The organism is Pseudomonas sp. RIT-562 (assembly GCF_026241895.1).
GTDB classification, from domain to species: Bacteria; Pseudomonadota; Gammaproteobacteria; order Pseudomonadales; family Pseudomonadaceae; genus Aquipseudomonas; species Aquipseudomonas mandelii_F.
Genome location: NZ_JAPJIV010000028.1, coordinates 39,971 through 51,842, shown reverse-complemented (window position 1 = coordinate 51,842; position 11,872 = coordinate 39,971). Strand labels below are relative to the sequence as shown.

The window sequence follows — 11,872 nt, the reverse complement described above, 5'->3', positions numbered from 1 at the left end:
CATTCATGGCTGTTGGTCTTGGTCCTTTGCCAACGTTGCACCCGGTTGCCGGTTTTGAACTCGGTATTGCTTCGGCCGGCATCAAGCGCCCGGGGCGCAAGGATGTAGTGGTCATGCGCTGTGCCGAAGGCTCGACGGTCGCGGGCGTGTTCACCCTGAACGCTTTTTGTGCAGCTCCGGTGATCCTGGCCAAGCAGCGAGTGCAAGGCCCGGTGCGCTATCTGCTGACCAATACCGGCAACGCCAACGCCGGCACCGGCGAGCCTGGCCTGGCCGCGGCCGAGCGCACCTGCGCGAAGCTGGCAGAGTTGACCGGTGTCGACGCGAGCCTGGTGCTGCCTTACTCCACCGGGGTGATCGGTGAACCGCTGCCGGTCGAGAAAATCGAAGGTGCGTTGCAGGCAGCGCTTGATGACCTGTCGATCCACAATTGGGAAGCTGCCGCCACTGGCATCATGACCACTGACACCTTGCCCAAGGGTGCGAGCCGCCAGTTTGAACATGACGGCGTGACCATTACCGTCACCGGCATCAGCAAAGGCGCGGGCATGATTCGGCCGAACATGGCGACCATGCTGGGCTACATCGCTACTGACGCCAAAGTTTCCCGCGAAGTGCTGCAAAACCTGCTCCTGGACGGCGCCAACAAGTCGTTCAACCGCATCACCATCGACGGCGACACCTCGACCAACGACTGCTGCATGCTGATCGCCACCGGTCAGGCTGCACTGCCGGAAGTCACTTCCGCCAGCGGTGAATTGTTCGCCAAGTTGAAGCAAGCAGTGTTCGAGGTTTGCATGGAAGTGGCCCAGGCCATCGTGCGTGATGGCGAAGGCGCGACCAAGTTCGTCACCGTTGAAGTCAATGGCGGCGGCAATCATCAGGAGTGCCTGGACGTCGGTTACACCGTGGCTCACTCGCCATTGATCAAGACCGCACTGTTCGCCTCCGATCCGAACTGGGGCCGCATCCTGGCCGCCGTTGGCCGCGCGGGTGTGCCTGACCTGGACGTGAGCAAGATCGACGTGTTCCTGGGCGAGGTGTGCATCGCCAGCCGTGGCGCGCGTGCGGCGACTTACACCGAAGCCCAGGGGGCGGCGGTGATGCAGCAGGAAGAAATCACCATCCGCATCGAGCTGGGTCGCGGCGATTGCAGCGAGACGATCTGGACCACAGACCTGTCGCATGAATATGTAAAGATCAACGCTGAGTACCGCACCTAAGACCGCGTCGCTGCCATTCGCGAGCAAGCCCGCTCCCACAGTTGACCGCATTCCAATGTGGGAGCGGGCTTGCTCGCGAAGAGGCCCGACCCAACACTAGAGAGTCTGGCCTGCCCCCCCCCCCATCAAAAGGTCCCGAACATGAGCCTGCACCTGATCATCGGCGACAAACTGTATTCCTCCTGGTCCTTGCGCGGCGCGCTGGCGCTCGATCTAGCCAAAGCCCCCTACAGCGAAGAGCTGATCAAGCTGAACCAGCCGGACACCCGTGAGCGCCTGCTCAAACACTCGCCGACCGGCAAAGTCCCGCTGCTAAAGTCCGAACATGGCACCATCGCTGATTCGATGGCAATTGCCGAGTACTTGGCCGAACAATTCCCTGACGCCGGCCTCTGGCCCGACGATGTGGCGGCTCGAGCCCAGGCTCGTTCGGCCTGCGCGCAAATGCACGCCGGGTTCTTCGCCATGCGCGGCAACATGCCGTTTGACCTGAGCCGCGACGCCCCGCTGGAAACGGTCCCGGCTGAAGTCCAGGCGGACATCGAGCGGATGCTGGCGTTATGGGCAGAGTGCCGCGCGGCTGCGACCGACGCCGGTCCGTTCCTGTTTGGCAAGGTCAGCCTGGCCGATGCCTTCTTCGCCCCAATCGCCGTGCGCCTGCGCACCTACCGGGTGAAGTTGCCGACGGTGGCCGAAGCCTACGTCGAAACCATCTACCAATGGCCAGCGTTCAAGGCCTGGCAGAAGGCCGGACTGGAGGAGGTAGGAAAGTGAGACGAGTACAGGTTGCTGCCGCTGTTATCCGTGACAGCGCTGGCAAGATTCTTATTGCGCGCCGTGCCGACACTCAGCATCAGGGCGGTTTGTGGGAGTTTCCCGGTGGCAAGGTCGAGGCGGACGAGTCCGTTGAAACCGCCCTGGCCCGTGAACTTCAGGAAGAGTTGGGCATTGTTGTTGAGGCGGCGCGACCGCTGATCAAGGTTCAACACGACTACCCGGACAAACAGGTGTTGTTGGATGTCTGGGAAGTCTCGGCATTCAGTGGCGAGCCTCACGGCGCCGAAGGCCAGCCGCTGGAATGGGTCGCGCCGCGTGACCTGCTGAACTACGAGTTCCCGGCGGCCAACCAGCCGATCGTTGCGGCGGCACGGTTGCCGGCGGAGTACCTGATTACCCCGGAGGACCTGGAAACCCCAGCCTTACTGCGCGGTATCCAGAAAGCGATTGCCGGCGGTATCAAGTTGATCGTGTTGCGGGCGCCCAACGGATACGACCCAAAATACCGCGACTTGGCGGTGGATGCGGCGGGACTTTGTGCTGGCAAGGCGCAGTTGATGATCAAGGGGCCGTTCGAGTGGTTGGGCGATTTCCCCTCCGCCGGCTGGCATATCACGTCTGCACAGCTGCGCAAGTACGCGGCGGCGGGTCGACCGCTACCGGCGTCGCGCTGGTTGGCGGCGTCCTGCCATAACGCCGAGGAACTGGCATTGGCCGAGCAGATGGGCGTGGACTTTGTCACCCTGTCGCCGGTGCAACTGACACAGACTCACCCTGATGGTCAGCCGTTGGGTTGGGAGCAGGCGGCAAGCTTGATCGAAGGTTTCAGCAAGCCGGTGTTCCTGCTGGGTGGTGTTGGCCCGGCGGAGCGGCAGAAGGCTTGGGAAATAGGGGCGCAGGGTGTGGCGGGGATTCGGGCGTTTTGGCCTGAGGACTGATTCTGCGTTGATGCTGCTGGCCTCTTCGCGAGCAAGCCCGCTCCCACATTGGATTTGTGAACACCACAGATCCAATGTGGGAGCGGGCTTGCTCGCGAAGGCGGCCTGCCAAGCGCCGACTAAACCTCAGGTTTGGCCGCCGGCTGCCAAAGAATCTCGGCAATTCCCTGGCGCTTGGCAATCAACCGCGCCACCACAAACAGCAAGTCCGACAACCGATTGATATACGCCAGGCCAACCCCGGCCAACGGCTCAACCGCATTCAGATGCTGACACCGCCGCTCCGCACTGCGGGCCAGACTACGGCAGACGTGCGCCTGGGCAATCAACGCCGAACCGCCCGGCAAAATGAAGTTCTCCAGCGGCCCCAGTTCTTCATTCCACAGATCTATTGCCGCCTCCAGTCGCTCAATCTCTGCCGCGTTGAGGGCCTGATACTCAGGCATGGCCAGCTCGCCGCCTAGGTCGAATAAGCGGTGCTGGCACGGTGCCAATACCTCGATCACCTCTTTCAGCCCGGTACAGGTGGCACTTTCCTGCGCCAATCCCGCCAGCAGCACGCCAACTTGGCTGTTGAGCGAATCAACCTCACCAATGGCTTCAATCCGGGGATGATCCTTGGGCACGCGACGGCCATCGCCGAGGCCGGTCTCGCCTTTGTCGCCGGTGCGGGTGTAAATCTTCGACAGGCGAAAGCCCATGGGTTACCTCGATAGCTGATTGAATTCCTGGGAGACGAGCGGGGTGCTCGCCAAGGGCAGGCGCAGGGTGAAACAGGTGCCCTGGCCGAGGGTCGATTGCACCTCCATCTGACCCTTGTGGTTGTTGGTGATGATGAAATACGACACCGACAAGCCCAGCCCGGTGCCCTGGCCGATTTCCTTGGTGGTGAAGAACGGCTCGAAGGTGCGCTTGCGCACACTCTCGCTCATGCCGATGCCATTGTCTTCGACCTGGATTTCCGCCCACGGTGGATTGAGCTTGGTGCGCAAGATAATCCGCCCCGGCTCTCGGTCGTCCTCGCGCTGATGAATGGCCTGGGCCGCGTTCTTCAGCAGGTTGAGCAACACTTGTTCAAGCTCGTTGGCGGTGCCGGGAACGGGGCCGAGCTGCGGGTCGAACTGACGAATGATCGCCTGCCCCTTGAAGTCGAAACCGATCGCCAGGTCGAAGTCGTTGCCGGCGATTTCCACCGCCTGGTCGATCAGCGCCGGCAGGTCGCAGGGCGCCATCTGCCGGGTGCTGCGTCGGCTGAAACTGAGCATGTGCGTGACGATCTTCGCCGCGCGGGCGCCAGCCTGCTGGATCCCGTCGAGCAGCTGCGGTACTTCACGGGCAACCAGGTACTGGTTTACGGTTTCCAGCTCAATGCCGATGTGTTCGGCCTGTTCCAGGTTTTTCGGCAACTCCGGGGACAGGCGCCGACGGATGTTCTGCACGTTATGCAGAATGGCGCCCAGGGGGTTATTGATCTCGTGTGCCATACCCGCTGCCAGGCCGCCGACCGAGAGCATTTTCTCCGATTGCACCATCATTTCTTCCAGCGACAGGCGCTGGGTGATGTCGTCGATGCGGATGACCACGCCGCGGCCCGCACCGCCCATCAGCGGATAAAACGTCAGGGCGTAATGCCGGGCTTCATCATCCTTGACCCAGGTGACTCGCTCGATCTTGGCCACTGTGTGCTGCTCTACCGTCTGTTTGAGTTGCGGCAGAAACGGCTTGAGTGGTTCAAAAGCGAGGAAGATCGGCTGGTTCAAGGCTTCATCCAGCCGGGTCCCGGACAGGGCGCTAGCCTCCTGATTCCACTGGGTAACGTAGAGCTGTTCATCCAGCGCGATCAGCGCCGACGGCATGGAGTCGATGATGCTGTTCAGGTAATTCTGGAAACCCGTGAGCTTTTTCTCGATCTTGCTGCGCACTTGCACTTCGAGTTCCAGTTTGCGATTGGTATGACGGGTTTCTTCCGCCAGCCCCTGGGCCTGGTCGTAGGCGGCCTGGGAGTCGTCCCGGGCGCGCTTGAGCTGCTGCTCCCGGGCTTCGATGCGCGACAGCATGGTATTGAACGCCTCGGCGAGGCTGCCGATTTCGTCATGATTGCCGCGGGAGGCGCGCAGGGCGTAGTTCTCTTCCCGGGTAACTTGCCGGGACAACTCTTCCAGTTGGTAGATCGGCCGGGTGATCAGGCGCTTTATCTGTCGGGCGATCACCAGCCACAACAGAATGCTGAAGATCAGGATCCCCAGGCTGGCTGTCAGGGTGCCGGTATAGAACGCCATCGGCAGCTCGCTGCTGGCCACCAGCAGTAAATGACCGGGCGCAGTACCGGGACGGGGCAGGGTGATCACCTGATTGCTGCGAAATTCGGTCGCCTGCCAGGACTCGATGCGCCGGTAATGCTCCGGCAACTTGAGCTTTTCGCCCTGTTGCAACTGGGCCAGGCGCTCACCTTTGCCGTCGTAGAGGGCGGCTGCGCGCAGAGGTGAATAGCTGTTGAGTTCATTGAGCAGGCGCTGTGCGCTTTGCGGCGACTCGAGCGCGTCGGATATCAGGCTCGGATTGGACACCAGGCGGCCAATGGTCTGCAGGGCCTGGGGCGCCATACTTTCCTGGGAGATATAATAAGCGGCGCTGATGAAGGTCAGGTTGGCGACCAGCAGGACAGTGGTCAACAGCACCAACAGGGCGGCCAGCAGTTTTTGGCCGACCGGTAGGTTTTCAAGGCGCTGGCGCAATGGCATCAGGTTCGTCGCTACAAAGGAACAAGTGGCCAGCGTAGCCGCTGCTTAGTCGCTGGGCAATCCAAGGCTGTGCAGATGGGCAATCAGTCGCGCTTCCAGCTGGTCCAGGTGTGGCAAGTGCAGCGAGTGTCGACGCGCCGCTTTACAGGCGTAACCCAGCAGGTAGCTGATTTCTGTGCGCCGCCGGCTGCCGACATCCTGGTACATCGACGAAAAATTTGCCGCAGTGGCGTGGATCACTCGTTCCACTTCCTGCTGCAAGTCCTCGGCGGCAGCCGGCTGGCCGCAGCGTTCGAGCAACTCGCTGAGTTCGCCGCAGAGAGTCGCGACTTCGCAATGATGCTCTTCAAGGCCGCCATTGCGGCACTGGTGCAGGACTGTCAGCGGATTGATCGCACAGTTCAGCGCCAGCTTGCGCCACAGGCGGGTCAGGATATCGGTGCTCCATTCGTGGGGAATGCCGGCGGCGCTCAGGTCATCCAGCCAGATCGGTGGCACCGGGTGACCGGCGTCCCCCAGCCAGGTGTAGCCGTGACCGGCGAATACCACTCGCCAGTCGCCGTCGCGAAATGCACCTTCGGTGCTCGACGCGTAAATACAGCGAGCATGAGGAACCCGGGCGGCGACAGCGTCCTGGCTGCCCAAGCCGTTCTGCAGCAGGATCAGCTCGGCATCTTCAGCCAGGCGCGGGGCCAGTTGGGCCACGGCGTGTTCGGCATCATAAGCCTTGCAGGCGACCAGCAGCCGCTTGATCGGTTCTTCGCTGTCCGGCGTCTGCACCGGGATCGGGTAGCTGCGCGCCTCGCCATGTTCCACCAGTGTCAGCGCGCCTTGTGCCTCGTAGGCCTGCAGTCGCGCCTGGTCGCGCACGATCAGCGTGACCGGCAACCCGGCCCGCGCCAGACGAGTGGCCCAGAGGGTGCCGAGGCTGCCCGCACCGAGAACGTGCCAGGTGGTGGACATCAGCTTTTTGCTCTGTTTATGACGCGCATCGGAGGCTCGCAGTGAATGATCGGAAAGACCCGTTATAATCAGCGCGGATTTTAACCGCAAGCCAGGCGTGCTCCACGGGCGCCCCTTTTTATTGGAGAGATTACATGCCGTCGTTCGACGTGGTATCCGAACTGGACAAACACGAAGTCACCAACGCGGTCGAAAACGCCGTCAAGGAGCTCGATCGCCGTTATGACCTGAAAGGCAAGGGCAGCTTCGAGTTCAAGGAAAAGGACCTCACCGTCAACCTGACTGCAGAAGCCGATTTTCAGCTTGAAGCCATGATTGAGATCCTCAAGCTGGCCCTGGTCAAGCGCAAAATCGATGTGCAGTGCCTTGAAGTCAAGGACGCCTACGCATCGGGCAAAGTGATGAAGCAGGAAGCCGTGCTGAAGGAAGGCATCGACAAGGAGTTGGCGAAGAAGATCGTCGCCCACGTCAAAGACGCCAAGCTCAAGGTGCAGGCCGCCATTCAGGGCGAGCAAGTACGTATTACTGGCAAAAAGCGTGACGATTTGCAGGAGGCCATTGCCGCACTGCGCGCCAAAACCTTCGACATGCCGCTGCAGTTCAACAACTTCCGCGATTGATTTCGAAGGAGAGTAACAATGGATTTGAATGCTGAGGTGGACAACCTGGTCAAGGCGTCTCAAGCCTGGATTCCAATGATCATGGAATACGGCAGCCGCGTGCTGCTGGCAATCATCACCCTGGCGATTGGCTGGTGGCTGATCAACAAGCTCACGCAGAAACTCGGCGGTCTGCTGGCGCTGCGCAACGCCGACCTGGCGTTGCAGGGCTTCATCAGCAGCCTGGCGAACATCATTCTGAAGGTGTTGCTGATCGTCAGTGTCGCCTCGATGATTGGTGTGGAAACCACCTCTTTCGTCGCGGCTATCGGTGCAGCGGGCTTGGCCATCGGCCTGGCGTTGCAGGGCAGCCTGGCGAACTTCGCCGGGGGCGTGTTGATTCTGCTGTTCCGTCCGTTCCGTATCGGTGACTGGATTGAGGCGCAGGGTGTTGCTGGCACCGTGGACAGTATCCAGATTTTCCATACTGTGCTGCGCACCGGTGATAACAAGACCATCATCGTGCCTAACGGCAATTTGTCCAACGGCATCATTACCAACACCAACCGTCAACCAACCCGCAAAGTCGTATTCGATGTGGGCGTGGATTACGAAGCGGATTTGCAAAAAGCCCGTGAAGTATTGCTTGATCTGGCCAAGGACGAACGCGTGCTGGCCGAGCCGGCACCACAAGCGGTCATTTCCACTCTGGGCGACAGTTCGATTACTGTTTCCCTGCGTGTTTGGGTGAAGACTGCGGATTACTGGGATGTGATGTTCATGTTCAACGAACAATCCCGGGATCGTCTTAAAACCGCTGGTATCGATATTCCGTTTCCGCAACGGGTGATTCGAGTGGTTCAGGAAGGTGCGGTGCAGTAACAGGCATAAGCTACAAACAATAAAAAAGGCCCATCCGAAGATGGGCCTTTTTTTGTTTACTGCTAACTAACAGCTTTCGATTACAAGATCGACAGCGGGTAGTCGACGATCAGACGGAACTCGTCGATATCGCCTTCGCCTTGGTCAGTGTTGGCGCGGTGCCAAGCTTGACGAATGCGGAACGACAGGTCTTTAGCCGGGCCAGCTTGAACTACGTACTTGGCTTCGACGTTGGTTTCGTGGTGTTTGCCATCTTCGCCGTACAGGCCAGCGTAAGCACCATTCACCGGAGCGTTGGAGCCGTCGATGTCCCAACCTTTAACGTAACGGGTCATGAAGCTCAGACCAGGAACGCCGTATTCGGCCATTTTCAGGTCGTAACGTACTTGAGCCGATTTCTCGCCAGGACCGTTGAAGTCAGAGTACTGGATGGAGTTGGCAAGGAAGATCGAGTCGCCGCCACGGTTGTTTTTACCCACGCCGACGTAGTCGAACGGAGTGTCACCATTAACTTTCTGGAAGCCAACGGTCAGGGTGTGTGCTTTCAGGAACGAGAAAGCAGCTGCCAGCGAGAACGCGGTGTTGCTGATGTCGCCTGCTTCAGCGCTACCGGAATCGTCTGTGCGGTAGATGTTACCGTCCAGGTTCACCGACTGATCGCCACCCATAGGGATGGTGTAGTTGGCGTTGGCGTAGTACTGGTTCCAGATATCTTCGAGCTGAGCGCCGTACAGCGATACGCTGAAGTTTTCGTTGATGCCGTATTTAGCGCCACCATAGTTGATGGTGTCGGCTTCAACGCCAGCGTAGTTGGCCCACAGACCGCCGTCACGGCCGTTTTTGTCCTGGCTGGTCGCCGAGTAGAAGTGACCGGCTTCGAGGTCAAGGTCTTTGATCTCGCTGCTTTGCAGTTGGAAACCGCTGGCAGTTTGCGGAAGGATACGCGAGCCGCCAACAGCAAATACCGGAGCGGTGCTTGGCTGCATGTCGCCAGCTTTCAGCTCGGTTTTGGAGATGCGGACTTTCAGTGCAGCGCCGGCTTTGCCTTGGCTGTCATTGTTTTCGCCAGCAGCGTTAGTGCTCAGGTTACCCGAACCCGAGTACTTGTCGGAGCCGTCCAGTTTGATGGCGAGGTAACCGAAAGCGTCAATACCAACACCAACGGTGCCCTGGGTGTAACCAGAGTTGAATACACCGTGGAAACCCTGGGTCCAGTCTTTGTCATCGACTGCGCCGTCTTTCTTGTTACGGTTGAAGTAGTAGTTGCGGAGCAGCACGTTGAAAGTGCTGTCTTCAACAAAACCTTTGGCTTCGGCCTGGTCGCCTACGAAAGGTGCGGCCGTAGCCATTTGAGTGCTGGCTGCTGCTGCAACTGCCAGTGCGATCATGCTCCACTTCATCACGCGCATCGTGATTTGCTCCTTTGGTTTTAGAAGAGTACTGCCGTCCCACCTGATTTATTATCTGGGCGGCTCTTTCTTTTTGTGTCGGCGCAAACTTATATCACGCCGACCATGTTGGCGATACTTGCGCATCTAACCTTTCAGCATCTTTACGACCCTGTCGCAAACAGCTGGGTAGATGTCGCAAATTTACAGCCCCGACGCAAGAGGACTGACAACTTCTTCGTTGTTTCCAGGGCTTGAGCATCGGTAAAAAGAGTCCCTGGTGAAACGTTTGAATCTCCATCGGGCTACCTTGCCACTGTTTTTATTTGCCTTGGGGCCTCCACTTCCAGCGGAGGCGCAAAAGGCGATGTGGGTGTGAATGCAACAAGCGTGCTCAAATCAGAAAACCGCTTATTTTTTTTCTGATGGTCCGCGTGAAGCCGTAAAAACCTCATGAATCCGGGGGGTTCATGCCCCATTGTTCGGGCTTGACGTCGGGATTGGCATCGTGTCCTGCCTTCCTGACTTTCTGCGCGACAAGAAAAAATGTTACCGGTTCACCCCGTCAGTGAGTAAAAGGCGGATGTCCGACGCATCAGCGTAGACGCACTGTGCGGTTTTGGTGCAAAAAATTTTCAGCGCTGTGCCGAATTCACACAGCGGGAACACCCAGCGATTGCGGACACTGCCTTGATAATCAGTCACTTCAGCGCTTTTACCATCCTGTTTGGTGCTGAAATGGTGCGACTTGCACAAAAAAGGCCCATATCGGAGCGTGCTCCCTGCCGTCGTCGATGGTCGTGAAGCGCGCGACGTTCGCAGGTATGCTGCTCATCTGTCGCCTGGTCAATGGTCTTTCGAGATGAAGCCAGGTTGAAAAATGATCATCTGCCGGGAGTGCGCGCAGTGTTTGCCTTGGATTCACGACTTCAACAAGACACCTTACCGATTGGGGATTTCCCGCTCTGCCGGCTGCTCTTGTCCAACGATTCGAATTACCCCTGGTTCATCCTGGTGCCGCGCCGCGAGGATATCAGCGAGATATTTCAATTGGATGTCGCTGATCAGCAGCAGCTGTGGCAGGAAACTGGCGCACTGGCCGAGATGCTCAAGGATTCGTTCGACGCCGACAAATTGAACGTTGCCGCGCTGGGCAATGTGGTCAGCCAGTTGCACATGCATGTCATCGTGCGTAAGCGCGAAGACGCCGCATGGCCGGCGCCAGTCTGGGGCAAGCACGCGGCGCGGCCTTATACCGCCGAGCAGGTGGCAGCTATCCGCGAGCGGCTGCAGCTGGTGTTAACCGAAGGCTTCACGTTTCTGGAGGGGTGAACCATGAGTCTTGAAGAGCGCATCAACGACCTGGAAAGCCGCCTGGCGTTTCAGGACGACACCATTAATACACTCAACGATGTACTGGTGGCGCAGCAGGCCGTCGTGGAGCGGTTACAGCTGCAGATGGCGGCCCTGATTCGACGCCAGGCGGAAATGGTCGGGCAGTTCGAGTCGTCCGAAGACGAAGCGCCGCCGCCCCATTACTAGCGCCGCCGCCCCATTACTTAAGTGCAGGCATAAAAAAACCGCGACCAGCCTGGCTGTTCGCGGTTTTTTTCAGCCTGGAATCAGCGGCGCGGCAAAGCCGCGATCACGTCTTCGGCTTGCAGGCCTTTGTCGCGATTCATCACGGAGAACTCCACGCGCTGGCCTTCGACCAGGACGCGGTGGCCTTCGCCACGAATAGCCCGGAAATGCACAAAGATGTCATCGCCGGAGTCTCGGGAAATAAAGCCGAAACCCTTGGAAGTGTTGAACCACTTGACGGTGCCGGTATCGCGGTTGGTCATGTCATAGCTGGGCGATGCGGCGGCCGGTGAAGACTTGTAGAAGCTGATCGCCAGGTGCAGGAGAACGGCAATCACTGCGGCAGCCAGGCTGAACAGCACGTTGGGTTGACCGGAGACGAAAGGAATCTCCGCAAGAAGCGTCAGCGTCTGCAACACGACAGCCAGGACCAGCAGAACGCTGACCAGATTTTGCAGTTGATGACGCGGGCCTTTGTTCCAGTAGGGAATGACTGGCGCGAGGGTGAGGTTGAGCAGGCCGAAAAAGGCCAGGTAGAGCGCATCGGGTTGTTGCAGGTAAGGAACAGCTTCAGATCGCAGGCTAGGGATGAAGGACAGCAGCAGGGCTGCTGCGCCCATTAGCAGGTGGACGATTTTCAACATTTTGATTAACTCACGTTAAGACGGATCACAAGGAAGAGCTGACGGAGCACGGTTCGCTTCAGAACAATAAGAGGCGTTGGGCACGTACCCGAAATCAGCCTATGCGCAGCGTCCGGAAAAATAGACGCAGGCGACA

12 protein-coding genes are annotated in these 11,872 nt (G+C 59.0%); 7 read left to right on the top strand and 5 right to left on the bottom strand.

Annotated elements, in window-relative coordinates:
• The first annotated feature begins 5 nt into the window (after positions 1-5).
• The 3 genes from argJ (at position 6) to ORL50_RS25885 (ending at position 2,938) form a co-directional block, all read left to right on the top strand.
• Entirely contained in the window at positions 6-1,223 is a 1,218-nt protein-coding gene (gene argJ, locus ORL50_RS25895) for a bifunctional glutamate N-acetyltransferase/amino-acid acetyltransferase ArgJ (RefSeq protein ID WP_266019205.1), read from the top strand.
• 141 nt (positions 1,224-1,364) lie between these two features.
• Entirely contained in the window at positions 1,365-1,997 is a 633-nt protein-coding gene (locus ORL50_RS25890; RefSeq protein WP_266019203.1) for a glutathione S-transferase family protein, read from the top strand.
• The gene (locus ORL50_RS25885) at positions 1,994-2,938 is read left to right on the top strand and encodes a Nudix family hydrolase (protein WP_266019202.1); all 945 of its coding nucleotides are present in this window, start codon (positions 1,994-1,996) and stop codon (positions 2,936-2,938) included. The genes ORL50_RS25890 and ORL50_RS25885 overlap by 4 nt, the downstream gene beginning before the upstream one ends.
• 119 nt (positions 2,939-3,057) lie before the next feature.
• Here the strand turns inward: ORL50_RS25885 and ORL50_RS25880 are convergent, their stop codons facing one another.
• Genes ORL50_RS25880 through ORL50_RS25870 form a run of 3 tightly spaced genes read right to left on the bottom strand, consistent with a single transcriptional unit; the run spans position 3,058 to position 6,642 of the window.
• Complete coding sequence (locus ORL50_RS25880; RefSeq protein WP_266019201.1) at positions 3,058-3,639, bottom strand: cob(I)yrinic acid a,c-diamide adenosyltransferase; 582 nt, start codon at positions 3,637-3,639, stop codon at positions 3,058-3,060.
• A gap of 3 nt (positions 3,640-3,642) precedes the next feature.
• Positions 3,643-5,679 (bottom strand): sensor histidine kinase, encoded by a 2,037-nt coding sequence (locus ORL50_RS25875; protein ID WP_266019200.1) that lies wholly within the window; start codon positions 5,677-5,679, stop codon positions 3,643-3,645.
• Between the two features lie 45 nt (positions 5,680-5,724).
• A complete protein-coding gene (locus ORL50_RS25870; RefSeq protein WP_266019199.1) occupies positions 5,725-6,642 on the bottom strand; it encodes a putative 2-dehydropantoate 2-reductase in 918 nt (305 codons plus the stop codon).
• A gap of 134 nt (positions 6,643-6,776) precedes the next feature.
• Here ORL50_RS25870 and ORL50_RS25865 point away from each other — a divergent pair, with 134 nt between their 5' ends.
• Both ORL50_RS25865 and ORL50_RS25860 read left to right on the top strand, forming a co-directional pair.
• Positions 6,777-7,262 (top strand): YajQ family cyclic di-GMP-binding protein, encoded by a 486-nt coding sequence (locus ORL50_RS25865; protein WP_266019197.1) that lies wholly within the window; start codon positions 6,777-6,779, stop codon positions 7,260-7,262.
• 18 nt (positions 7,263-7,280) lie between these two features.
• Positions 7,281-8,123, top strand: a complete 843-nt coding sequence (locus tag ORL50_RS25860; RefSeq protein WP_266019196.1) for a mechanosensitive ion channel family protein — start codon at positions 7,281-7,283, stop codon at positions 8,121-8,123.
• 80 nt (positions 8,124-8,203) lie between these two features.
• Here the strand turns inward: ORL50_RS25860 and ORL50_RS25855 are convergent, their stop codons facing one another.
• Positions 8,204-9,532 carry an OprD family porin gene (locus tag ORL50_RS25855; RefSeq protein WP_266019195.1) on the bottom strand — a complete coding sequence of 443 codons (1,329 nt, stop codon included), beginning with the start codon at positions 9,530-9,532 and terminating at the stop codon, positions 8,204-8,206.
• Between the two features lie 885 nt (positions 9,533-10,417).
• Here ORL50_RS25855 and ORL50_RS25850 point away from each other — a divergent pair.
• Both ORL50_RS25850 and ORL50_RS25845 read left to right on the top strand, forming a co-directional pair.
• Positions 10,418-10,843: an HIT domain-containing protein gene (locus tag ORL50_RS25850; protein WP_266019194.1), complete on the top strand. Its 426-nt coding sequence runs from the start codon at positions 10,418-10,420 to the stop codon at positions 10,841-10,843.
• Between the two features lie 3 nt (positions 10,844-10,846).
• Positions 10,847-11,053: a SlyX family protein gene (locus ORL50_RS25845; protein ID WP_266019192.1), complete on the top strand. Its 207-nt coding sequence runs from the start codon at positions 10,847-10,849 to the stop codon at positions 11,051-11,053.
• 80 nt (positions 11,054-11,133) lie between these two features.
• Here ORL50_RS25845 and ORL50_RS28975 read toward each other — a convergent pair whose 3' ends face one another.
• Positions 11,134-11,736, bottom strand: coding sequence for a cold shock domain-containing protein membrane protein (locus ORL50_RS28975; RefSeq protein ID WP_314528865.1), 603 nt, complete (start codon positions 11,734-11,736; stop codon positions 11,134-11,136).
• Between the last annotated feature and the right edge of the window lie 136 nt (positions 11,737-11,872).